The 22,264-nt window shown below is 64.2% G+C and carries 20 protein-coding genes; 1 reads left to right on the forward strand and 19 read right to left on the reverse strand.

All coding sequences use genetic code 11. The annotated features are described in order from the left end of the window. Window positions 1-28: 28 nt before the first annotated feature. The 17 genes from AC07RZ_RS15085 to AC07RZ_RS15165 all read right to left on the reverse strand — a co-directional run bounded on the left by AC07RZ_RS15085 (window position 29) and on the right by AC07RZ_RS15165 (window position 20,614). The gene (locus AC07RZ_RS15085; protein WP_494668514.1) at window positions 29-1,024 is read right to left on the reverse strand and encodes an ABC transporter substrate-binding protein; all 996 of its coding nucleotides are present in this window, start codon (window positions 1,022-1,024) and stop codon (window positions 29-31) included. Then, on the reverse strand, window positions 1,014-3,560 hold the full coding sequence (locus AC07RZ_RS15090; RefSeq protein WP_494668515.1) for a TonB-dependent receptor plug domain-containing protein: 2,547 nt from the start codon (window positions 3,558-3,560) through the stop codon (window positions 1,014-1,016). Before AC07RZ_RS15090 ends, AC07RZ_RS15085 begins: the two co-directional genes overlap by 11 nt. Before the next feature lie 204 nt (window positions 3,561-3,764). After that, window positions 3,765-4,718 carry an aliphatic sulfonate ABC transporter substrate-binding protein gene (locus AC07RZ_RS15095; RefSeq protein ID WP_494668516.1) on the reverse strand — a complete coding sequence of 318 codons (954 nt, stop codon included), beginning with the start codon at window positions 4,716-4,718 and terminating at the stop codon, window positions 3,765-3,767. A 47-nt stretch (window positions 4,719-4,765) separates the two neighbouring features. Next, entirely contained in the window at window positions 4,766-5,176 is a 411-nt protein-coding gene (locus AC07RZ_RS15100; RefSeq protein WP_494668517.1) for a c-type cytochrome, read from the reverse strand. Window positions 5,177-5,187: 11 nt separating this feature from the next. Beyond that, window positions 5,188-6,774, reverse strand: a complete 1,587-nt coding sequence (locus AC07RZ_RS15105) for a flavin monoamine oxidase family protein (RefSeq protein WP_494668518.1) — start codon at window positions 6,772-6,774, stop codon at window positions 5,188-5,190. 30 nt (window positions 6,775-6,804) lie between these two features. Beyond that, window positions 6,805-9,198 (reverse strand): TonB-dependent receptor plug domain-containing protein, encoded by a 2,394-nt coding sequence (locus AC07RZ_RS15110; RefSeq protein WP_494668519.1) that lies wholly within the window; start codon window positions 9,196-9,198, stop codon window positions 6,805-6,807. 38 nt (window positions 9,199-9,236) lie between these two features. Next, on the reverse strand, window positions 9,237-10,598 hold the full coding sequence (locus tag AC07RZ_RS15115; protein ID WP_494668520.1) for an LLM class flavin-dependent oxidoreductase: 1,362 nt from the start codon (window positions 10,596-10,598) through the stop codon (window positions 9,237-9,239). Between the two features lie 250 nt (window positions 10,599-10,848). Next, window positions 10,849-11,355 carry a RidA family protein gene (locus AC07RZ_RS15120; RefSeq protein WP_494668521.1) on the reverse strand — a complete coding sequence of 169 codons (507 nt, stop codon included), beginning with the start codon at window positions 11,353-11,355 and terminating at the stop codon, window positions 10,849-10,851. Between the two features lie 49 nt (window positions 11,356-11,404). Further along, window positions 11,405-12,400 (reverse strand): ABC transporter substrate-binding protein, encoded by a 996-nt coding sequence (locus tag AC07RZ_RS15125; protein WP_494668522.1) that lies wholly within the window; start codon window positions 12,398-12,400, stop codon window positions 11,405-11,407. A 13-nt stretch (window positions 12,401-12,413) separates the two neighbouring features. Beyond that, window positions 12,414-13,280: a class II aldolase/adducin family protein gene (locus AC07RZ_RS15130; RefSeq protein WP_494668523.1), complete on the reverse strand. Its 867-nt coding sequence runs from the start codon at window positions 13,278-13,280 to the stop codon at window positions 12,414-12,416. A gap of 28 nt (window positions 13,281-13,308) precedes the next feature. Then, a complete protein-coding gene (locus AC07RZ_RS15135) occupies window positions 13,309-14,262 on the reverse strand; it encodes a D-isomer specific 2-hydroxyacid dehydrogenase family protein (protein ID WP_494668524.1) in 954 nt (317 codons plus the stop codon). Between the two features lie 12 nt (window positions 14,263-14,274). Continuing rightward, complete coding sequence (locus AC07RZ_RS15140) at window positions 14,275-15,387, reverse strand: LLM class flavin-dependent oxidoreductase (protein WP_494668525.1); 1,113 nt, start codon at window positions 15,385-15,387, stop codon at window positions 14,275-14,277. Window positions 15,388-15,417: 30 nt separating this feature from the next. After that, window positions 15,418-16,644: an acyl-CoA dehydrogenase family protein gene (locus AC07RZ_RS15145; protein ID WP_494668526.1), complete on the reverse strand. Its 1,227-nt coding sequence runs from the start codon at window positions 16,642-16,644 to the stop codon at window positions 15,418-15,420. Between the two features lie 4 nt (window positions 16,645-16,648). Next, complete coding sequence (locus AC07RZ_RS15150) at window positions 16,649-17,518, reverse strand: ABC transporter ATP-binding protein (protein WP_494668527.1); 870 nt, start codon at window positions 17,516-17,518, stop codon at window positions 16,649-16,651. 2 nt (window positions 17,519-17,520) lie between these two features. After that, entirely contained in the window at window positions 17,521-18,375 is an 855-nt protein-coding gene (locus AC07RZ_RS15155; protein ID WP_494668528.1) for an ABC transporter permease, read from the reverse strand. A 183-nt stretch (window positions 18,376-18,558) separates the two neighbouring features. Continuing rightward, window positions 18,559-19,479 (reverse strand): LysR family transcriptional regulator, encoded by a 921-nt coding sequence (locus AC07RZ_RS15160; RefSeq protein WP_494668529.1) that lies wholly within the window; start codon window positions 19,477-19,479, stop codon window positions 18,559-18,561. Window positions 19,480-19,597: 118 nt separating this feature from the next. Further along, window positions 19,598-20,614: a 1-aminocyclopropane-1-carboxylate deaminase gene (locus AC07RZ_RS15165; protein WP_494668530.1), complete on the reverse strand. Its 1,017-nt coding sequence runs from the start codon at window positions 20,612-20,614 to the stop codon at window positions 19,598-19,600. A 169-nt stretch (window positions 20,615-20,783) separates the two neighbouring features. Here AC07RZ_RS15165 and AC07RZ_RS15170 point away from each other — a divergent pair, with 169 nt between their 5' ends. Next, window positions 20,784-21,281 carry an Lrp/AsnC family transcriptional regulator gene (locus AC07RZ_RS15170; protein ID WP_494668531.1) on the forward strand — a complete coding sequence of 166 codons (498 nt, stop codon included), beginning with the start codon at window positions 20,784-20,786 and terminating at the stop codon, window positions 21,279-21,281. 30 nt (window positions 21,282-21,311) lie between these two features. Here AC07RZ_RS15170 and AC07RZ_RS15175 read toward each other — a convergent pair whose 3' ends face one another. Together AC07RZ_RS15175 and AC07RZ_RS15180 are read right to left on the reverse strand one after the other, a co-directional pair. Further along, window positions 21,312-21,728 (reverse strand): YXWGXW repeat-containing protein, encoded by a 417-nt coding sequence (locus AC07RZ_RS15175; RefSeq protein WP_494668532.1) that lies wholly within the window; start codon window positions 21,726-21,728, stop codon window positions 21,312-21,314. Between the two features lie 154 nt (window positions 21,729-21,882). After that, window positions 21,883-22,264 (reverse strand): hypothetical protein (locus AC07RZ_RS15180; RefSeq protein ID WP_494668533.1); only part of this gene is annotated, 382 nt, incomplete at its 5' end.

Raw genomic sequence — 22,264 nt, forward strand, 5'->3', positions numbered from 1 at the left:
AAATGCCGCTGCGGTTCAGGATCAAGCTTCAAGGCGGCGGGAAAACCCGGGTATCGGCCAGCTTGGCGGCGTCGACCCGGATCGGGAACAGCTTGGCTTCATAAAAGGTGTCGGCGATCTTTTGCAGCTGCGCGGTGATCTGCGCATCGACCGGCACCAGTTTCGGATGCTCGCGCTTCAGCACCAGCGCCACCACGTCGTCCGGCAGGCCGGTCAGCCTGGCGAACACCTTGGCGTATTCGGCGGGATGCTCTGCCACCCATTCGTTGGCGCGCGCCAGCCGTTGCAATACATCGGCCAGCGCTGCGCGTTTTCCGGGATCGGCCAGCGCCTTGTCGGACGCGGCGATGAGGCCGGTGCCGCTGTAGATGCCGACGCCGTCGCGCAGCACGTGGGCGCCGTGCAGTTCGGCCGACGCCTGGTAAGTGCCGAAGGTGGCCCAGGCTTCGATCTTGCCGGACGAGAAAGCCACGGAGGCGTCGCCGGGCAGCATGAAACCGATGGTCAGGTCATGCTCGGTCAGGCCGGCCTCGCGCAGCGCGCCGAACAAGACGTATTGCGCTACGCTGCCGCGTGCGGAGGAGACGATGACAGAACGGCCCTTGAGGTCCGCCACATTCTTGATCGGCGATCCCGCCGGCACCAGTATGGCTACTCCGGCAGGCGCGGTCGGCGACACCGCCGCCGCCACCAGCTTGATCGGCGCACCGCCGGCAGCCGCTGCCAGCACCGGCGTATCGGCCGCCGGCGCGGTATCGACATCGCCGGAACGCACTGCCTCGAACAGGGGCGCCGCACCCTGGAAACTGGCCCATTCGATCTTGTAAGGCAAACCTTCCAGCACGCCCGCGGCTTCGGCCTTGGTGCGTGTGAAATTGACCTGGTCGCCAAGCACCAGCGTGACCTTGCTGAGATCGGGCGGACCTGACTTGGCTGCCGGCGTCGGCTGCTGCCTGCCGCAGCCGGCGCAGGCCAGGGCGGCCAGCAGAAGCAAGGCGGCGAGCGGTGCGTGCCTAGAACTCATAGGTCGCCTTGGCATAGTAGAAACCGCCGGTCGGCGCAAACGGCGACGGACCGTAATAGAAGCTGGAAGCGCCGGTGCTGGCGTCGCCCGGGCCGTTCTTGTCAGGCCTGACGTCGAACAGGTTGGCCGCGCCCACGGTCAGCTTGATGGATTTGGTCAGTGCATAGGTGACGTCGAGGTCGGTGATCCATTTAGCGCCGAACTTGTAGGACAGGGTTGGCGTGGTGCGCCACAGGTAGGAGTCGTAGCGGGTGGCCTGCAGGTTGATGTCGAAATCGCGCACCAGCCAGCGTCCGCCCAGGATCAGCTTGGTGCGCGGCTGGGCCGAGGTCAGTTCGCCGATGCCGCCGCCGGCCGAATAACCGAACCAGGTCAGGCTGCCGCCCGGATTGGGGCCGAGCCCGTTCAACTGGGCCGGGGTCGCCTTGATGCTGGTGATATCGGTGCGGTTCCAGTTGAGCGCGGCGTTCCAGCGCACTACGCCGAGGCGGCCGAAATCGGTGGTGGTGTCGGCTACGAGGTCGAGGCCGCGGGTGCGGGTATCGACGCCGTTGGCGAAATACTGCACCCATTCGCTGCCCGTCAATCCATACGATTGCAGCAGCGGCGACAAGGCCGGGCCGAACAGGTAGCCGGTGCGGATGATCCGGTCCTTGATCGTGACCTGGTAGGCGTCCAGCGTGATGTTGAGGTTGTCAGCCGGTTTCAGGACTACGCCGAGGCCGAAATTGACCGATTTCTCCGGCTTCAGGTCTTGCGCGCCGAGCGCACGCGCCAGCGGCGAATCGTTAAGCAACAGTTTCGACAGGCTGGGGCCAACCGCGCCGGTGACCGGGTTGATGTTGGTGCGGTTGTCGGTCTGGGCATAACCGATCTGGGTCAGCGACGGCGCGCGGAAACCGGAGCCGACGGTGCCGCGCACGGCGATCTGCGGCGTCAGGTCATAGCGCGAATTGAGCTTGCCGCTGATGGTGTTGCCGGCGCTGTCGTCGTAATGCTCGCCGCGCACGGCAAGGTCGACAAACCATTTGTCGGTCGGGTAAAAACCGGCGTCGGCATAGGCCGCCTGCACGTTGCGGCGGATATTGGCGGCGTCTTGCGGCGCCAGCGCGATCGCACCTTGTGCGCCTACCGAGGCCGGGCTGCCGACATTCGGATTGCCGGCCTGGTCGCCCGGCTTGAAGACGTAGCCGCCGTTGATGTAACCGAGCGGATCGCCGGCATAGGTGGAGAAACGTTCGCTGCGCTGCTCCAGGCCCCAGGACAGCTGCACCGGCTTGGCCAGGCCGAGGTTGAAGGCTTTGGTGAAATCGGCGTTGGTGGTCCATTGCTCGAACTGGAACGTGGCCAGTTCATCGAAGCTGGTCGGCGAGGCCGGTCCCAGCGAGGGATTGATGGTCAGGTTGCTGTACTGGCGCACATGGTTCTTGCCGTAGCCGCTGCTCAGGTCCCAGTTCCAGCCGTCGAACTTGCCCTTGGCGCCGGCCGTCACCTGGAAATCGTAAGAGCTAGCGTTGTTCAGCGCGAAATAGCCGTCAGGGTAGATCTGCGAGATGGTGGCCAGGCCGTTCGGGCGGCGGAAGTTGTTGCCGGAGACGACATTGCTGGTGCCCGCGGTGGCGAACGAATACAGGGTGATGCCGTTCTTGAGCGGCAATTCGGCGTTGTAGGCGACGTTGTAGGCTTCCACGCCCGGATCGCCGTTGTGCGCGCCGTCGCGGTTCCAGCTGGCGTTCTTGGGATTGCTGGCGGGCGAATAGACGTTGGTGTTGGTGGCCGGCAGGTTCCACCAGGACTGGCCGCGCTTGCGGGCGTCGGCGCTGAAATGGATGAAGCCGTCGTTGGGCAGCTCGAAACCGATGTCGCCTGCCACCTTGCGGTTGTCCAGGTTGCCGTTGCCGCCGTACAGGCTGCCGTAATCGACGCTGAAGCTGCCGCCGTGGCTGGCGGTTTTCAAGACCACGTTGACCACGCCTGCTACCGCATCGGACCCGTACTGCGCCGCCGCGCTGTCTTTCAGCACTTCGATATGGTCGACGGCGGACAATGGAATGGTGTCGAGGTCGACGGCGTTGACGCCGCTGCTGTCGCCGCCGCCGTTGGTCAGCAGCGCCGAATTGTGGCGCCGCTTGCCGTTCACCAGCACCAGCGTGTAGGCCGGGCCCAGGCCGCGGTTGCTGACCGGGCGGATCACCGAATTGACGCCGGCGATGTTGGTGCCGAAATTGAATGAAGGGAGCAGGCGCGCCAGCGCTTCGCTCAGCTCGGCGCGGCCGGTATGCTGCAACTGCTCGCCGTTGATGACGTCGATCGGGGCCGGACTGTCGGCCACCGTGCGCTGTTCGCCGCGCACGCCGGTAGTGACCACCACGTCTTGCACCTGGCCGACGCTGGCGGCAGCCTTTTTCCCGCCGTCGTTGCCTGGTTCCTGCTGCGCATGAGCCAGGCTGCAGCTGCCGGCAAGGCCCGCCGACAGCAGTGTGGCGAAAGATAGGCTGCGCACCCGCCGGCGCTTGTGTTGATGCAATGACCGCATGAAACTCCCCTGTGTGGTTGATATGGCGACGCGATGTCTTCTGGAATGCGCCCTGTGTCCGGGCTTGAGCTTGAAGGCAGCGCCGGCGCGATGCCGGCTGCTATCGTGAAGTGATGATAGGGGGAGTCTTATTATTACAAAACGAATTATTTATAATAATAAAATATGAAAATTGAGCATAATAAAAAATAGCAGGGGAATGCGCTATTTCAGGGTGAAGCTGGTATCGAAGCTGGGCCTGACGTCAAGATGGCGCGGGATGACGCCGGCGCTTTCGTAGACGTCGGCGGTATGCTGCTGGGCCCGCATCACCGCCGCGTCGATCGGCACCGGATGCAGCTTGGCGCGGGCGTAGACATAGGTCAGCACTTCTTTCGGCAAGCCGGTAATGCGCGCCTGCGCTTCCGCGACCTGTTGCGGATGGGCCAGCGCCCAGCGCTGGCCGTCGGCCACGCGCTGCAGGAAATCCGCCAGGATGGCGCGCTTGTTGCGGATGGCGTCGTCGGTAGCGGCCTGGTAGGTATACGAATCGCGCAAGCCGACGGCATTGACGACGACCTTGGCGTGGTCATGCAGTTCTTCGATGGCGACATAAGGATCCCAGGTCGACCAGGCATCGACCGCGCCGGCCGCCAGCGCCGCCTTGGCGTCGGATGGATTGAGGAACAGCAGGTTGATGTCGTTGACCTTGAGTCCCGCCTTCTGCAGGGCGACGATCACCAGGAAGTGGCCGATCGAGCCGCGCGTGGTGGCGACGCGCCGGCCTTTCAGGCTGACGACGTCGGTCACCGTCGAATTGGCGCCGGCGACAATCGCCAGGCCGTCCGACTGCAGTTTCGAAACGCTCACCGCGCGCGCCCGGGCGCCGGCGGCGAGGGCGAAGATCAGCGGCGCATCGCCCAGCGCACCGGTATCGATGACGCCGGCGTTGAGGGCTTCGCCCAGCGGTTGCGCCGCCGGGAAATCGGACCACTCGATGCGGTACGGCAGGTCCTTCAGCAGGCCGGACGCTTCCAGGATGCCGCGCGTCCCTTGGCGCTGGTCGCCGACCCGCAATACCGGGGTGTCGGCCGCATGCAGCGCCGCGTGGCAGCCAAGCGCAACGGCCGCGGCCAGTATCCAGCGCATCAGCGCCGGCTGGGTAAATGCAATTTTCATGTTCTCTTTCCGGCTGATAAGAAAAATGGCGAGCGAGGCGCCGCGGCTCATCGCAGTTTGCGGACATCCTCCGCCGTTACCGCGTCGGGATAGTGGTTGCCCAGATGGGTGCGGGTAAAGTTGACCACCGCGGCGACCTGGTCGTCGCTCATGTATTTGCCGAAGCTGGGCATGCCATGCAAGCCGTGCAGCACGTTATAGACCGGATAGGCGGCGCTCGCCAGGCGCGGATTGTCGGCCAGCGCCGGGAAACGGCCGGCGCCTGCCGCACCTTCGCCCTTGGCCATGTGGCAACCCTGGCAGCTGGCCCGGTACAGGCTTTCGCCGTCTTGCTCGGCAAAGCGCCAGCCGTCCGACAGCGGAACGTCGCTGGCGTCGCTGGCGGCCAGTGCCGTGCTGCCGAGGCTGCAAAGAAGTGCGGCTTGCGCCAGCCGCCAAACGATTCTGCTGTTCTTCATGGTTTTCCGATTCATGCCTTGGATTTGATACGCGCGTGCAAGCGGCTGATGGCGTCCAGCGAAGACAGGACCGCGCCTTCCTGCCAGGCCGGGATATAGGACGCATGTTCGCCGGCCAGCGCGATGCGGCCGTCGATCTGGCACAGGTTGTTATAGTGCTGCGCCCGCAATTCATCGGTCCAGGCGCCGAAGCAGCCGTTGATGAAAGGCACCCGGTTCCAGCTGACCGCAATTCCATTCTCGAATTCCGCCGGATATTGCGGATGCAGCTGCGCCCCTTGCCGCAGCGCCAGCTGTATCCGCTGCTGCGGCGCCAGGGCGCCGAATTCGTAGGCGTTCGGGCCCCATATGTAGGCGCCCAGCAAGACGCCTTTGCCGGGATGGCCGAAACCTGTCGAGGGATAACCGATGGTGGAGATGGCCTGGTCGGTATAGCTGATGCCGCCATAGATATGCTCATCCTGTTCCCAGAAGCGGCGCTTGAACTGCAGGCCGATCTTCACCGAATTTTCATAGGGCACTGCGCGTATCGCATCTTGCAGCGGCTGGCCGGCGTCGATCTCGATCTGGCTCAGGATCGACAGCGGGATGGTGCACAGCAGCCAGTCGGCCTTGGCTTGGCGGGGAGCGCCATCGCCGTCGGTGTCGGTGTAGGTAACTGTGACGCCGTCGGCGCCTTGCTCGATCTTGCTTACCTTGGCGTTGAGCTGCACCAGGTCGCGCACCTGGCGGTACAGCGCCTGCACGATCTGGTCCATGCCGCCGACCGGCTGGAAAATGGCGCTCTGGAATTCCTGTACGCTGCCTGCGGCCAGCTTTTGCCACAGGCCCGATTGCAGCAGTTCCTTCAGTTCCAGCGGCTTGGACGGCACTGAGGCCTGCATCAGGCCGCCGCCGTGGCTGACATCGTAGCCGCGGCGGTCGCTGCTGAGCGGGCCGGACTGGTAGCGGTAATCCTTGTCAAGCGCGCCCCAGCTTTTCAACGACTCCAGCAGTCTCTCCTGGTCTTCGCGTGTCAAGGGTGCATCGAGCTGGTTCTTGTTGACCGCTTTGCCCAGCAGTTCGGCAACGTAGCCGTGATAGTCGGCTTGCACTTCGCGATAGCGCTGCGGTTTGCCGCCGTAGGCCTTTTTCGCATGCAGGTAGGCGTTGTAATTGACCTGGATGAAGGGTTCCAGCGGCACGCCAAGGCGCTTGGCGTAGTCCAGCACGGCGTGGTGGTTGTAGGGGATGCGCCAGGGGCCGGGATTGAGGTAGTGGCCCTGGTCGAATTCGCAACGCTGCCTGGCGCCGCCCAGTTCGGTGTATTCGTCGCCGCCGCGCAGGGTCCAGGCGCGGCCGCCGGCGCGCTTGTTGTATTCCAGCACCTTGACCTGGTATCCCGCCTGCCGCAGCTCGTAGGCCGCCACCAGCCCGGCGATGCCGGCGCCCAGGACCAGGATCGTGGTGTTGCGCGGCGCGCCCTGCAGTTGCAGCGGTCCGCTATAGGTAGACTGGGCGGCGAAACCAAGGCTGCTCATGGCTTGGTACATGGCGGCGCCGCCCGCCGCCTTGCCGACCAGTGATAACAATTGACGCCTGCTGATAGTGTTTTGCATGTTTTATATCGTCCTAGGATTGTGCACGAATCAAAACTTGTAGTTGGCTCTCAGGTAATAGAAACCGCCGTTGACGCCGATCTGGGACGAGTAGATGTTGTACTGCGACACGCCCAGGTAGCGGTTTTCCACAGGCAGCTTGGCTGGATAGATATTAAACAGGTTGTTGGCCCCCAGCGCCACCTGGAAATTGCCGGTGAAGGCGTAGCGCACTTCCAGGTCGGTGATGAACTTGGGCGTGTTCTCGATGTGGTTGAAGGTGGTGGTCGAGAATGCGTTTGGCCCGGTGTAGTAGGTGGCTTCGGTGGAAGTCTTGCCGAAACGCGTCAGGTGCAGGCTGGCGCCCCATTTGTCCTTGCTCCAGACGCCGCCCAGGATCAGCTTGTTGCGCGGTGTGGCGCTGGTCAGGTAGCCGATCTGCTGCGCGTTGAGCAGGATATTGCCGTTGGCGTCCTTGGCTACCCTGGTGACGCTGGTCTGGTTGAGGTTGGCGCCGAGATCCCAGTCGATCCTGCCCCATTCTTTCAGGCTGGTCTTGTAGGTGGCGACGATGTCGACGCCGCGCGTGCGGGTATCGACGCCGTTGGCGAAATAGCTGGCCTGCACCGAAGTCAGGCCGGACGGCAGGTTGAGGCCGGAGGAGGTCAGGGCGTTGATCGCGGTCTGGCCGGAATAGCTGCCGCCTTGCACGATGCGGTCCTTGATGCCGATCTGGTAGGCGTCGACAGTGACGCTCAGCTTGTCGATCGGTTCGGCGACGATGCCGAGGTTGAAGCTGGTCGATTTTTCCGGCTTGAGCGGCTGCGCTCCCAGGCTTTTGGCGGCGGCCGAATTCACGCCTAGCAAACCGGTGGCGCTGGTGGGCGATACCGCCAGGCTGGTGTAATACTCCTGCGCCAGCGACGGCGCCCGGAAGCCGGTGCTGACGGTGGCGCGCACGGCCAGGCGCGGATCGAGTTCATAGCGCGTCGAAAACTTGCCGTTGGTGGTGTTGCCGGCGTCGCTGTAGTGTTCGAAGCGGCCGGCCAGGTCGACTTCCCATTGCGGCGTCAACCTGGTCGATAGATCCAGGTAGCTGGCCAGCACATTGCGCGAGAACTTGCCGACGCTGAGCGCACCCAGCCCCGGCAAGGCCTGGGCGCCGCTGCCGAACGACGAGGCGGCGTCGCCGGCGCCGACTTCATACGTCTCCCGCCGGTGCTCGGCGCCGAGCGAGAGATTCAGGGGAGCCGGCAGGAACCCGAGGTCGAGCGGTCGTCCCAGCTCCAGGTTGTTGGTCCATTGGAAGTTCTTGTATTGCGCCAGGTGGAAACCCGTGGGCGTACTGCCGGTGGCGGCGAACAGGCTGGTGTTGGCGGAATCACGCATGCCGATGTCGATGTCGTCGCCGCCGTAGGTGGAGCTCAGGTCCCAATGCCAGGCGCCGAGACGGTCGCCGCGGGCGCCGCCGGTCAGCGAATAATCGTCCTCGCTGCTGGTTTCCTGCGGCGTGAAGCCGTTGGGGTAAAGCGCCGGCAACACTGACGGCAGGCGGTAATTCTGGTAGCTGGCGCTGGTGCGGTGCGCGTAGGTGCCGAAGCTGTACAGCTCGACATCGTTGTTGAGCGCATAACCGGCGTTGAAGGCGACCGATTCGCGCTCGATTTGCGGATCGCCCAGGATCTTGTTGACCTTGGTGCCGGTGCGGCTGTCGAGGCCGCCGCGGTTGGTATGGTCCTGGTTGCGGTACTCGGCGCTCAGGTGCAGGAAACCGTCGCGGCCGAGCTGCGTGCCGATATCGGCCGCGCCGCCCCAGTTCAGGCCGTCGCCGGCATTGTACTGGCCGGCGCTGGTGCTGGCGGCGCCGCCGCGGCTGGAGGATTTGAGGATGATGTTGATGACGCCGGCGATCGCATCCGAACCGTACTGCGCGGCAGCGCCATCGCGCAGGATCTCGATGTGGTCGACCGCGCTGACCGGGATCAGGTCGATGTCGACCGGCGTCGATCCTTGCTGCGGCCCCGAGTCGGCGGTGATGTTGGCCGAGGCATGGCGGCGTTTGCCGTTGACCAGCACCAGCACATGGTTCGGGCTGAGACCGCGCATGGTGAGGGCGCTGGTCAGGTTGGCGGCGTCGGCGCCCAGCGCCTGGCGCGTGATCGAGGGCGACAGCTTGACCAGCGCATCGCGCAGGTCGGTCTGGCCGGTCTTCTGCAGTTCCGCCGCGCTGACGACATCGATTGGGCTCAGGCTTTCCCGTGCCGCTTTTTGCTTATCGCGGGTGCCGGTGGTGACGATCACATCCTGGACGTTGCCGATATTGGCGCTATCGGCGGCCATCGCCTGGCCTGCCGCAAACAGGCTGCCGACGGCGATGGCGGCGCCGCTGAGCTTGAGCTTGCGGGATATTGCTCTGGACTGCTTATCAGGTGATGCTGACGACATGCTTTCCCCTTGCTTGGTTGCCTGATTGGTATCTGTTCTTATGCCGCGATTTTCTTGGCGGCTTGCGTTGCTTGCGTGTGCCTGTTTTCGGCGAATCGCAAGCCCAGGTTGCCGCGCAAGGTGTCGTGTTCATATTCGCTGCGGAACAGGCCGCGCGCCTGCAGGATGGGCACTACCAGGTCGATGAAGTCGTTGAGGCCGGCGGCGGCAGTGGTGCCGATGATGAAGCCGTCGGCGGCGCCTTGCTCGAACCATTTTTGCGCGATGTCGGCGACCTGTTCCGGCGTGCCGATGAAGCTGCTGCGCGGCACGGCAAAACGCAATGCGGTCTGGCGCAATGTCAGCTGCTCTTCCTTGGCGACCTTCTTGATCTTGTCGGTATAGCTGCGGTAGCTGTTGCTGCCGATCTCGCCCAGCTCGGGAAACGGCGCATCCAGCGGGTAGGCGGAGAAGTCGAAATAGGTAAACGGCCGTCCCAGCTGATCCAGCGCTTCCTCGATGGTGATCAGGTCGACTCGTTCCTGGTACTTGCGCTCAGCCTCTTCCACGGTGCGGCCGATGATGGGGTCGATGCCGGGCAGCACCAGGATCTCTTCCGGCGCACGGCCGAAAGCCGCGGTGCGGCGCTTGATGTCCTGGTAGAACTCTTGCGCCTGCTCGAAAGTGTCGTGGATGGTGAAGATGGCATCGGCGCTCCTGGCGGCCAGGTTGCGGCCGTCTTCCGAACTGCCGGCCTGGAAGATCACCGGCTGGCCTTGCTTCGAGCGGGCAATGTTCAGCGGTCCCTTGACCGAGAAAAATTCGCCCTTGTGATCCAGCGCATGCAGTTTCTCGGGATCGAAGAAAACACCGGTCTTGCGGTCACCGACAAAGGCATCGTCCTCCCACGAGTCCCACAAGCCCTGGACCACTTCCAGGTGCTCGGCGGCCAGCTTGTAGCGCACGTCGTGCGCAAGATGCTCGGTCTTGCTGTAGTTCAGCGCGGCGCCTTCCAGCCCGGTAGTCACCACGTTCCAGCCTGCTCGGCCTTGGCTGAGCAGGTCGAGCGAAGCAAACTGCCTGGCTGCCGTAAACGGTTCGGTGAAAGAGACCGACAGCGTGCCGACAAGGCCCAGGCGGCTGGTCACCGTGGACAGGGCAGACAGCGCGGTCAGCGGCTCCAGCCGGTTCAGGTAATGCGGCGCCGATTTTGGCGTGATGAAGGTACTGTCGACAATGAACAGGAAGTCGAATTTCGCTGCCTCGGCTTTTTGCGCCACCTGCTTGTAATGCGCGAAATCGGTGCTGGCGTCGAGCGCCACATCCGGGTGTTTCCAACCCGATTGGGTGGTGCCCGCGCCCTGGATGGTTGTGCCGAGTTTTATCTGGCGCCTGGTTTTTCCGTATGCTGTATTGCCCATTTCGCTCTCCCTGGTGATTAGTCGATTGAGCGATGGTATACAGCAAATGATAATAATAGAACGTAATTATTGTTCTATGCAAATATGCGAAATGAGAATGAAGTGAAGATGATTGAGTGGGCGGCGACCAGCCTTCCGGGAGGCTGGAATGGCGTTGGCGTCGAGTACAGGCAGAGGTCCCGGCCTGCGCATTGCACAGGCCTGAGAGTGAGGAAGGACGGGCTCAGGCGGGATGGATGCGGTTTGCGGTTCAGCGCACTTTCGCTGCCGTCGCTTCGATTTCCACCAGCGCGCCGGGCAACGCCAGGCCGGCGATCTGGAAGGCCGAGCGCACCGGTTTGTTAGGCTGTTCCTTGGTTGCAAAGAACCTGGTGTAACCGGCCTGGAAACCGGTGAAATCGAGCTTGCCGTCCTTGCGCGGATCGCCCACCAGGAATACCTTGAGCTGGATGACGTCGCCCAGCGTCAGGCCCTGGCTGGCGAGGGCGGCTTCGATGCGGCGGAACACCGAAACGGTTTGCGTTTCCGTATCGCCGAACGCTTCGAGCGATCCCTTTGGCGCATCCTTGTTGCTGACCTCGGGCAGGATGCCGCTGAGATAGATGGTGCTGGCGTTCGGCGGCACCACTACCGCCTGCAGGATGGGAAAGTCGGAGTTCGGCAGGGGAATGCGTTTGATTTCCTGGGCGTCGGCGGCGCCGGCGGCGAGCAGGAGAGCGCCAAATGCAAGGCCGGGAAGCATCTTGTTTTTTTTCATTGTGATCTTTCTTGAAATGGGAAAATCGGCAGGCGGATATCAGGCCGGCTTATGCTAGCACGCTGTTGAAACTGCGGTCCCACAAGCCGCTGACATCGATGCGGCGGTCCAGCACCTTGTTGTCGGTGAAGACGTCCGCCACCTGCTGTTGCGAGCGGACTGCGGCGTCGTCGACGGCGACCAGCGCCGTAGGCTGGCTTTGCAGCTTGCGCTGTTCGTCGAACAGCCATTTCGGCAGCCCGGTGACCTGCGCCAGCCTGGCCGCATAGGCATCGGGGTTGCGGTTGATCCACTCGTAGACCTTGCGCTCGCGCAGCAGGTAGTCGCCGATGGCAGCGTGCCTGGCAGGATCGGCGATGGCCTTGGCATGCGCCGCCAGCAGGTAGTTGCCGGACAGGTAGCCGAGGCCGGTCTTGATGATGCGCGCGCCTTGCTTGCGCGCCAGCTGGATCAGCGGGCCGTAGATCACCCAGGCATCCAGCTGGCCGCTCTGGAAGGCTGCCAGGCCGTCCTGCGGCGACAGGCTGACCGGCTTGATGTCGGCGAAGCTCAAGCCCTTTTCCTTGAGGAAGCGCAGCAGCAGGTAATGCGATGTGGTCGAACGCACGTAACCTACGCGCAAGCCTTTGAGTCCGGCGACGTCGCGTACGGCCGATTGCGGCGGCACCAGCAGCACCTGGTTGTTGACGTCGCCGCGCAGCACCGCGATCAGTTTCAGCGGCGCGCCGCTTTGCACCGAAAAGATCGGCGGGATTTCACTCATGGCGCCGAGATCGATGGAGCCGCCGGAGATGGCTTCGACGATCAGGTTGCCGCCGGCGAATTCGGCGTAGCTGACCCGGTAGGGAAAGTCGGCGGCGCCGACGTCTTTGTAGAAAGACGTGGCGTCGCCCTTGTAGGAAGCAACCCGCAGCAGGGTGTCGGGCGACAGCGGCGCCGCCAGCAGGTTGCGCGCGCCGAAACCGAGGCTCAGGCCCGCTCCCAGGCTTGCGCCGGCTTGCAGGAAACGGCGGCGGTTCAGGCCGGTCGAATAGTGATGCGTCATCGTCATCCTTGGTTTAGTCGAACAGGTCCGGTTCTTCGCGGGTCACCACATCCCACAGCGGCTGGAAGCTGAACCAGCCGCCGGCGTCGCTGCCGATCTGCGAAGCGGTGTGCCGGGCCACCTCCTGCGACAACGGCTTGGTCGGGCCAGCCGCTTCCGAGATCAGCTGCGCCTGGGCCGCGTTTTCCATGGCGATGTAGCGCCACACCGCCGATTCGACCGAGCCGCCGACTGTCAGCAATCCATGGTTTTGCAGGATGGCCGCCTTGTGCGGGCCTAGCGTGCGGGCGATCCGCTCGCCTTCGCTGGTGTCCAGCACCACGCCGCTGTATTCGGAAAAAATCACATGGTCGCCGTAGAAAGCGCAGGAATCCTGGGTCAGCGGATCGAGCAGGCGCCCCTGCGCCGAGAAAGCCTTGCCCCACAAGCCGTGCGAATGGGCGGCGGCGATCACGTCCGGGCGCGCCTTGTGCAGTTCGGAATGGATGGCGAAGGCAGCGCGGTTGAGCAGGCCGTCGCCATGCAGGATCTTGCCGCTGTGGCTGACCAGCAGCAGGTCCGAGACCCGGATATGGCCGAAGTAGACACCGGCCGGGTTGACCCAGAACTGGTCGGGATGTTCCGGGTCGCGCGCGGTGATGTGGCCGGCGCCGCCCATGTCGTAGCCGTAGCGGGCGAACAGCCGGAACGAGGCCGCCAGCCGCTGCTTGCGGTACAGGCGCGCGGCTTCCACCGTGGGTGGCGGCGGCGGCTCGGCAAAGATGATGTTGCCGTCGGCGTCGCGCGGGGCCGAGTAGATCGCCGGCCGCGGGTGCGGATTGCCGACTACGCGCAGGTGCGGCTTGGACAGCGGCGCGCTATGCAGGGGAGAGGTGCTCATGTCTGTGGTCCTGTTGGTGAGAATGGGTTCAATAGCCGCGCGCCAGGTCAACCACGTCGGTCAAAGGCTGGCCGCTGCGGAAGCGTTGCAGGTTGCCGAGGAATTTGTCGAGCAGCGCCTGCACGATATGGTCGGTGCTGGGCGAAATGTGCGGCGACAGGCGTATTTGCGGATGGCTGTAAAAGCGATGTCCGGCCGGCAGCGGCTCCGGCTCGGTCACGTCCAGCGTCGCCAGGCCGATGCGGCCGGCGTCCAGCGCCGCCAGCAGCGCCTGGTCGTCGACCAGGCTGCCGCGGGCGATGTTGATCAGGTGCAGGCCGGGCTTGGCTTGCGCCAGCACCGCATGGCTGATCGCATGGCGGGTGGCCGCGGTGGCGGGAGCGGCCAGCACCAGGTGGTCGGAACGCGCCGCCAGTTCAGCCAGGCTGGCGACGCCTTCCACGCCTTCGATTTCAAACGGCGCATCCGAGCGGCGCACGGCCAGCACGCGCAAGCCGAGCGCCTGCGCCCGTTGCGCCAGTGCGCGGCCGATCGAGCCGAAACCGTACAAGCCCAGCACGCTGCCTTGCACCAGCGTCAGCGATTGTCGTTTCCATTGGCTGGCGTCTTCCAGCCAGATATCAGGAATGCGTTTGGCGGCGCTGAAGATGGCCGCCAGCACGTATTCGGCGATGGCGTCCGACGCCGTGCCGCGCGCCGAGGTGACCACCGGGCCCTGGAACAGCCATGGCGGGTAATAGTCGATGCCCACCGACGCCAGCTGCACCCAGTTCAGTTTGAACGGCCAGCCTTGCGGTATCGGCGCCGCCTGGGCGGCGGCGTTGCCGGATTTGCTGAACGGCAGCGCAAACAGCACGCTGGCGTCGCCAGGCAGGACGGCCAGCGGACCGGGCGGCAGGTCGACGACGCGCACGCTGGCTTGCTGCGCGAGCTGCAGGTTGACGGCAGGATCGAACTGGCTGGCGACCACGATTTCGCTCATGGGAGGCGCCGCTCAGGCCGCTTGCTGGGCCGACGCCTGGTCGGCCGCTTCGCGTTGCGCTACCGCGGCGCGCACCAGCGGCAGCAGTTCGCGGCCGTATTGCAGGGCATCGGCGACCGGGTCGAAACCGCGGATCAGGAAGGTCGTGATGCCGAGGTCGTAGTAGTCGAGCAGCGATTCCGTCACCTGTTCCGGCGTGCCGACCAGCGCCGTCGAATTGCCGGCGGCCTTGGTCAGCGCGGTGATCCCGGTCCACAGGCGCTTGTCGACCACCTTGCCCTGCGCCGCGGCCGCCAGCAGGCGCTGCGAACCGACGTTCTTCGGCTGCTGCGTGCGGCTGGCGAAAAACACGTTGTTGCTGACGTTGGCGGTGGCCTGTTCCAGGATGCTGTCGGCGCGCGCCCAGGCTTGTTCTTCAGTGGCGCCCAGGATCGGGCGCAGCGACAGGCTGAAGCGGATCTTGTCGGCACGGCCGTGGCGGCCGGCGGCGGCGCGCACCTTGTCCACGGTTTCCTTTACCTGCGCCAGCGATTCGCCCCACAGCGCGTAGACGTCGGCATGCTTGCCGGCGACTTCGATCGCGATGTCCGAGGAGCCGCCGAAATAGATCGGCAAATGCGGTTTTTGCGGCGAACGCACCACCGCGTTCTGACCCTTGACGCGGTAATGCCGGCCTTCGTGGTCGAACGGGCCGCTGGAAGTCCAGGTTTTCCGCACCACTTCCAGGTATTCGTCGGTGCGCTGGTAGCGCTCGTCGTGATTCAGGAAATCGCCGTCGCGCTGTTGTTCGGTATCGTCGCCGCCGCTGATGATGTGCACAGCCAGGCGGCCGTCGCTGAACTGGTCGAGCGTGGCCAGCTGGCGCGCGGCCAGGGTCGGCGCCACGAAGCCGGGCCGGTGCGCCAGCAGGATGCCGAGCCGTTCAGTCTGGTGGGCGATGAAGGCGGCGACCTGGAAACCGTCCACCGAACTGCTGCTGTGCGCCACCAGCACCCGGTCGAAGCCGGCGTATTCGTGGGCGCGGGCAATCGCGCCGACATAACTTTTATCGATTGCGGGGCCATGCGGCAACAGCGTTTCGGAAGTTTCCTGGGTGGCAGAGATGCCGATGAATTCGATGCTCATGTCAGATCCTTGTTTGAAATGGATGATGGTTCAGGCGGCGCGTACTGCGCCGGCCGGTGCTTGCACTGGCGACTGCGGTTGCGGCTGGCCGGCGAACGCCGCGCGGCCGCCGGCTACCAGGATGGTGTCGTTCTGCGGCGTATGGATGCGGCTGCACAGCACGTTGCGGTAATGCCGTTCCAGCGCGTTGCTGCGCGACAGCCCGGGATTGCCGCTGATTTCGATGGCTTTTTCCACCACCGCGATGGCCTGGGTGGTGACCAGGTATTTGATGCGGCTGGCGTCGCCGGCGCCGGCGTTGCCGGCAATCGCCGCATCGAGCAAGACACGGTTGGAGAACAGCCAGGCGTCGAGCTGGCCGACCACTTCCTGGAAGCGCGGCAGGGTCGCCAGCGCGGCGCCGAGATTGGCCGGCGCCCGCGTTTGCAGCCATTCGACCAGCCAGTCGCGGGCAGCACGGGCGACGCCGTCGTAGATGGCGCCGAGCAGCACCGACATCCACAGCAGCAAGGATGGATCCAGTTCCGGCGGGCTGGTGGCCGGCGCCACATCGACCGCATGCTCGGCCGGCACCAGCACGTCGTCGAACACCACTTCGTGGCTGCCGGTGGCGCGCATGCCCAGGTGATCCCAGCTTTCGATCACCGAGATGCCAGGCGTGTCGCGGCGCACCAGCCAGGCGCCCACCAGCGGTTCCGGGTCGTCGCTGCGGGCCCAGACGGTGAGCCAGGTCAGGCGCGGGATGCCGGTCGAATACAGTTTGCGGCCGCTGATGCGCCAGCCTTCCGGCACCCGCCGCGCTACCGTCGCCGGCAAGCCGCCGCGCGCCGGCGTGCCGAGTTCCGGCTCGACCCGCAATGCATTGATCAGGGCGCCGTCGCGCACCGCATCGGCTGCAACCTGCCGGTATAGGTGCTGAGGCCAGCGCGTGGTGCGCGGGGTTGCCGTGTGCTGCAGGTACTGCATGGTCAGCACCAGGGCGGTGGATGGGTCGCCATAGGCGACGGCGGCGATCACCTTGCGCGTTTGCGCCAGGCTGGCAGCCAGTCCGCCAAAGGCGCGCGGTACGGTCAGCGCCAGCAAGCCGTGTTCATGCAAGCGTTCGAAATTGCGGTGCGGGAAACTGCCGTCGCGATCGTGCTGGGCGGCGCTGGCGGCAAATTCGGCGCTGAGCGCGGCCAGCAGCTGCTCGAATTCGGGCGTGTCGAGGATTGACGGCGCGGGCGTTGGCAACGGGGTGAGGTGGTTGGCTGACATGGATTCAGATCGAAAAATTGCTCAGGTTGAAGGGCGCTGCCGGCGACGGCGGGACCAGGTGCAATACAGGCTTGGGTGCGCCGGCGTCAGCATCGAGTTCAACTCCCAGCAGCTGCAGCAGTTGCGTCCGCACTTTCTGGAAAGCGTGGTTTTCGGCGCTGCGCGGACGCTGCTGGTCGATGCGCAGGTCGGCGACGATGCGGCCGCCGTCCAGCACCAGCACGCGATCGGCCAGCAGCACCGCCTCATCGACATCGTGCGTCACCAGCAGCACCGCCGGCTGATGCACCCGCCACAGCGACAGGATCAGCTGGTGCATGCGGATGCGGGTCAGCGCATCGAGTGCGGCGAACGGTTCATCGAGCAGCAACAGCTGCGGTTCGCGCACCAGCGCCCGGGCCAGCGCCACCCGTTGCGCTTCGCCGCCCGACAGGGTGCCGGGCCAGGCATTTTCCCGGTGCGCCAGGCCGACTTCGGCCAGGGCCTGGCGTGCGCGTTCGCGCGCCTGCGGAATGTGCAAACCCATGACAACATTGCGCCAGGCGCGTTTCCACGGCATCAGGCGCGGCTCCTGGAACACCGCGGCGCGCGCCTGCGGCACTTGCAGCTCGCCGGAACTGACCTGGTCCAGTCCGGCCAGTGCGCGCAGCAGCGTGGTCTTGCCGGAGCCGCTGCGGCCGAGCAGGGCGATGAATTCGCCGGGGCGGATATCGAGGTCGAGCCGGTCCAGGATCGTGTTCTGGCCGAAGCGTTTGCTCAGCTGGCGGGCGCGTACGGCGTTGTTCGGGTGGCCGGCGGGGCGGATCACTTCCGGTTCGGCCGTTTCGTCGCGCAGCTGGCCGGCATCCGTCACTGAAAGTTTGGCGGTCAGCATGGTCAGTCCTTGATGAAAGAGGGGCGCCAGGCCAGCGCAAAGTGTTCGATGCTGCGCACCAGCAGGTCGGTGAACAGGCCCAGCAGGCTGTAGGCCAGCAGGCAGACCACGATGATGTCGGTGCGCATGAAGTCGCGGGCGTTGTTGATCAGGTAGCCGAGGCCGGCGGTGGCGTTGATCTGTTCCACGATCACCAGCGACAGCCAGCTGATGCCGAGCGCATAACGCAGCCCGAGCAGGAAAGACGGCAGCGCGCCCGGCAGGATCACATGCCAGATCAGGCCGAAATGGCCGAGGCCGAACAGGCGGCCGGCTTCGATCAGCTTGGCGTCGATGCTGCGGATGCCGCTATACAGGGTCAGGTACATCGGGAAGGTGGTGGCGAAGGCGATCAGCGTCACCTTGGTGAATTCGCCGATGCCGAACCAGAGGATGAACAGCGGCACCAGGCCGACGAACGGCAGGGTGCGCACCATCTGCATGGGCGAATCGACGATCACTTCGCCGCGCCGCGAGAGGCCGGAAACCAGCGCCAGCGCGGTGCCCAGCGATAGCGAGATAGACAGGCCGGTCAGCACCCGGCCCAGCGACACCAGGATGTTGCTGCCCATTTCGCCGGAAGCCACCAGCGCGCCGAAGGTAGCGCCGATCTGTGACGGCGCCGCCAGTATGCGCTCTGGAATGAAGCCTAGCCGCGATGCGGTTTCCCACAGCAAAAGAATCGTTATGGGACTGGCTGCGCGCGACAGGAACGCCAGCAGGCGCCGCCGCAGCACCTGGCGCAAGGCGGGCCGGCCGGTTTCAGCGGGGGCGGGGCGCGGTGCTGCGCCGGGGTGAGGAGCGGTGGCTATCGACATCGTGCTTGATGATCCGTAAAACAATTGCCTCCGGCCGTCGAAACCCTTGGCTGCAGCCCTTGGGCATGCAGCGCAGTGCGACCGTAAAGTGGATCATAAGTCGTGCGATATTATGATAAAACGAATTATTTATTATATGAAAATATGAATTTTGAGAATAATGATATCGGTGCTTCCGTAAGCTCAGGCCCTGAGCCGGCGCCGCGGCTCGGCGCCGTCGAAGGTCTGCGCCACGGCGCTGCCGAACAGGTCGACCGCCTGCTGCAAGCCGCTCGCCAGGCGCGCCTGCTGGATCAGCCAGATATCGAGCAGCGGCTTGAAGTCGGTGACGTTGACCACGTCCAGCTGGTCGCGATAGCGGCTGCGCGCAAGCTGCGGCAGCGGCATCAGCCCGAGTCCCAGGCCGCTGGCGACCAGCCCTAGCTGCAGGTCGGCGCCGAAGGTTTCCAGGTTGATCTTGAACGACAGGCCCTGGCCCGCGAGCGCGCGCTGCAAGCCGGCGCGGAAACCGCAGCCGTCGGGATTGAGGACCCAGCCGCGGCCGTGGCAATCGGCCAGCTTGTAGCTGCGGCGGGTCATCTCGCCCTTGGGCGCCACCACCACCAGTTCAATCCGCCCCAGCGTCTTGCCGCTGACGCCGTCCGGCAGCACCTTGGTGGCGGGGAACAAGGCGGTGGCGGCGTCCAGTTCGCCGTTGGCGAGCTTGTCGACCAGCTGCGAACCCCAGCCGGTCGAGACCTGGGTATTCAGTTCGGGAAAACTGTCCTTGATCTGCCGCAGCGCATCGAGCAATGCGATATCGCCGATGGACTGGATCACACCGAGGCGGAACACGCCGCTGGGCGGCTCGTCGTGGCTGACCAGGTCGCGCAGCGATTCGACTTCGCGCAGCACCGCGCGGCATTGTTCGTATACCAGCTTGCCGATGGCGTTGGGCCGCGGCGGTTTGGTGCTGCGGTCCAGCACATCGATGCCCAGCGCTTCTTCGAAACTCTGGATGCGCCGCGTGATGGCCGGCTGGGTCAGCTGCAGCGACTCTGCCGCGAGGCTGATGGATTGACAGCGCACGACGGCGACGAATGCATCGATATCATCTATCTTCATAAGAAATTCGCATATATGCCAGAGTTATTTATACGAATTTTAACAGCAAGACAGAAATTGCGGATTGTCATTCCTGACAGGTTTACCGACTATTCATATGCGCCGGCGACGGCTCATTTCAGCCGTTGCGGAACAGGAAACTGTAAGCGTTCAGCGCCGGCACGCCGCCCAGGTGGGCGTACAGCACCCGGGAGCCGGCCGGGAATTCGCCCAGCCGCACTTTCTCTATCATGCCGTGCATGGATTTGCCTTCGTACACCGGATCGGTCAGCATGCCCTCCATGCGCGCGCACAGGCGGATCGCTTCCAGCGTGCCGTCGTTCGGCAAGCCATATTCAGGGCCGCCGAAACGCGTGTCCAGCACCACATCGCGGGCCGTGATGTCGCGCCCCAGTTCGACCAGTCCGGCGGTATTCTTGGCGATGCGCAGGATCTGCTCGAAGGTTTGCTGCGGCTTGGCCGAAGCGTCGATGCCGATCACGCGCTCGGCGCGGCCGTCGGCCGCAAACCCGACCAGCATGCCGGCCTGGGTGCTGCCGGTCACCGAGCAGGTGACGATGTAGTCGAACTTGAAGCCCAGCTCGGCTTCCTGCTGCCGCACTTCTTCCGCAAAACCGACGAAGCCGAGGCCGCCGCGCGGATGCTCCGAGCAGCCGGCCGGGATCGGGAACGGCTTGCCGCCGGCCTTGCGCACGTCGTCCATGGCTTGTTCCCAGCTCTGGCGGATGCCGATGTCGAAACCGGCGCTGTCGAGCCGCACCTCGGCGCCGAGGATGCGCGACATTTCGATGTTGCCGACCCGGTCGTACACCGCATCCGAATAATTCACCCAGTTTTCCTGCACCAGCACACACTTCAGGCCCAGGTGCGCGGCTACCGCGGCGACCTGGCGCGTCTGGTTCGACTGGATGCCGCCGATCGACACCAGGGTGTCATAGCCTCCCTCCAGCGCTTCCGGCACCAGGTACTCAAGCTTGCGGGTCTTGTTGCCGCCGAACGCCAGGCCGCTGTTGCAGTCTTCGCGTTTTGCGTAGAGCTCGACCTTGCCGCCAAGATGGGCGCTGAGGCGCGGCAGCGGCTGGATCGGCGTCGGTCCGAAGGTGAGCGGATAGCGGGGGAATTTCTGCAGGTTCATGGAAGTCGCTCCTGGGATTGATGGGAATCCGCGCAGCGCTGCGGCGCTGCCGGGACGAAATCCATATTAAAATCAATCGCTGGAATCAGGGTTGCAAGTTTTGACGGAAATTCGAATTTAAAAAATGAATTTGCGTTGATTGAATGGCTTTTATTCTGGAAAGAAGGATATGAAAGCAACAAAATTGCGCCAGAAGGCGGAGCCTGCCGTCGCCATGGATCGCACCGACCGCGCCATCCTCAAGCTGCTGCAGCGCGATGCATCGGTATCGAATGTGGCGCTGGCGGCCAAGGTGAACTTGAGCGCGCCGGCCTGCCTGCGGCGCGTCGAACGGCTCAAGGAACTGGGGCTGATCAACGGCATCGTGGCCTTGCTCAATCCGCGCGCGCTGGATGCCGGAACGCTGGTGATGATCGGTGTGGTGCTGGATCGCTCAACGCCGGAATCGTTTGCCGATTTCGAGCGGGCGGCGCAGAAGGTTTCAGGTTGCCTTGAATGCCATGTAGTCACAGGGGAGTTCGACTACTTCATGCTGCTGCGGACCAAGGACAACGATAGTTATAACCGGCTTCATGCGGAACAGCTGCTGTACCTGCCGGGAGTGCGGCAAATCCGTACATTCATGGTGCTCAAGCAGGTTCTTTCAACGACCCAGCTGCCGCTGTAGGAAAACAGGCGGCAGCCGGTCCGAGGCTGCTTAGCAGTTGCCTTTTTTTGCCTGTCCTGGAGGGCAGTGATAACGGCCGTTGTCGTCATCGCGCCGGTCGTCGCGGCGATCATAGCGGTCGTCACGGCGGTCGTCGCCACGGCGCCAGCCGCCACGGTTCAATTCCCAGCCGTTGCTGCCCTGGCGCCACTCAGGACGGCTGTACTGGTAGCCGCTGCGAGCGCGTTCCCAATGGCCGCCGGCCCAGACGTGGCGGCCGCCATCCCAGTTCCAGTAGCCTGGCGCCCAGACATAGCCGACCCGCGGCGGCGGCACGACCTCATAGCGCGGCGGCGGCGGCGGGGTGCCGATGGTGATGTTGACGCCGATTTGCGCCATTGCCTGGCTTGGCATAAAGGCGGTAGCGCTGAGTGCTGCCAGCGCTGCCGCGCAAAGGATGCGTTTCATGTTTTCTCCCTCAGTTGTTTGGTTGTAAAACTATATCTGTTATTTTTTCAGGACCAAGCAATGATGCAATAAATTACACTTCGACGCATCGCCTTACATGCGTTAAATATTGTTAAGGCCATAATCCAATCCGTCTAATCAGTCTAGATAATCCTCAAGGACCGCGGCGTGTTTGCGGCGCCATTTTTGCGAGCGCCGTTTTCAGGTGCGAGCGGATGGTCTGTTCGTTTGTATTGCTGCGGTCAAAATCCGGCATCCCTAGGAAGTCTTGCGCCGCCGCGAGCAATTCGCTGCTGGCCGGCCGTGCGTCGGCCTGGCCTGTTTTGTCGACGCGATGCAGCAGCTGGAATGCCTGTGCGCGCTGCTCGATGAGCTTGGTGAGCTGTTCGTCGCAGCGGGCAATCGGCGTCGGATAATGCCGCACTTCCTCGCTGAGGTCTCTGCTCAAATGTTCAAGGATCCCTAGGAAGTCTTGCGCCGCCGCGAGCAATTCGCTGCTGGCCGGCCGTGCGTCGGCCTGGCCTGTTTTGTCGACG

This window comes from Collimonas sp. GW821-FHT07E08 (genome assembly GCF_059418905.1).

Bases quoted from the DNA above. Each gene is read 5' to 3' on its own strand.
- AC07RZ_RS15145 (WP_494668526.1), bottom strand. From the start codon at position 16,644: ATGTCAGCCAACCACCTCACCCCGTTGCCAACGCCCGCGCCGTCAATC.
- AC07RZ_RS15135 (WP_494668524.1), bottom strand. From the start codon at position 14,262: ATGAGCGAAATCGTGGTCGCCAGCCAGTTCGATCCTGCCGTCAACCTG.
- AC07RZ_RS15090 (WP_494668515.1), bottom strand. From the start codon at position 3,560: ATGCGGTCATTGCATCAACACAAGCGCCGGCGGGTGCGCAGCCTATCT.
- AC07RZ_RS15085 (WP_494668514.1), bottom strand. From the start codon at position 1,024: ATGAGTTCTAGGCACGCACCGCTCGCCGCCTTGCTTCTGCTGGCCGCC.
- AC07RZ_RS15115 (WP_494668520.1), bottom strand. From the start codon at position 10,598: ATGGGCAATACAGCATACGGAAAAACCAGGCGCCAGATAAAACTCGGC.
- AC07RZ_RS15165 (WP_494668530.1), bottom strand. From the start codon at position 20,614: ATGAACCTGCAGAAATTCCCCCGCTATCCGCTCACCTTCGGACCGACG.
- AC07RZ_RS15095 (WP_494668516.1), bottom strand. From the start codon at position 4,718: ATGAAAATTGCATTTACCCAGCCGGCGCTGATGCGCTGGATACTGGCC.
- AC07RZ_RS15120 (WP_494668521.1), bottom strand. From the start codon at position 11,355: ATGAAAAAAAACAAGATGCTTCCCGGCCTTGCATTTGGCGCTCTCCTG.
- AC07RZ_RS15140 (WP_494668525.1), bottom strand. From the start codon at position 15,387: ATGAGCATCGAATTCATCGGCATCTCTGCCACCCAGGAAACTTCCGAA.
- AC07RZ_RS15160 (WP_494668529.1), bottom strand. From the start codon at position 19,479: ATGAAGATAGATGATATCGATGCATTCGTCGCCGTCGTGCGCTGTCAA.
- AC07RZ_RS15105 (WP_494668518.1), bottom strand. From the start codon at position 6,774: ATGCAAAACACTATCAGCAGGCGTCAATTGTTATCACTGGTCGGCAAG.
- AC07RZ_RS15170 (WP_494668531.1), top strand. From the start codon at position 20,784: ATGAAAGCAACAAAATTGCGCCAGAAGGCGGAGCCTGCCGTCGCCATG.
- AC07RZ_RS15150 (WP_494668527.1), bottom strand. From the start codon at position 17,518: ATGCTGACCGCCAAACTTTCAGTGACGGATGCCGGCCAGCTGCGCGAC.
- AC07RZ_RS15100 (WP_494668517.1), bottom strand. From the start codon at position 5,176: ATGAAGAACAGCAGAATCGTTTGGCGGCTGGCGCAAGCCGCACTTCTT.
- AC07RZ_RS15125 (WP_494668522.1), bottom strand. From the start codon at position 12,400: ATGACGCATCACTATTCGACCGGCCTGAACCGCCGCCGTTTCCTGCAA.
- AC07RZ_RS15110 (WP_494668519.1), bottom strand. From the start codon at position 9,198: ATGTCGTCAGCATCACCTGATAAGCAGTCCAGAGCAATATCCCGCAAG.
- AC07RZ_RS15155 (WP_494668528.1), bottom strand. From the start codon at position 18,375: ATGTCGATAGCCACCGCTCCTCACCCCGGCGCAGCACCGCGCCCCGCC.
- AC07RZ_RS15175 (WP_494668532.1), bottom strand. From the start codon at position 21,728: ATGAAACGCATCCTTTGCGCGGCAGCGCTGGCAGCACTCAGCGCTACC.
- AC07RZ_RS15130 (WP_494668523.1), bottom strand. From the start codon at position 13,280: ATGAGCACCTCTCCCCTGCATAGCGCGCCGCTGTCCAAGCCGCACCTG.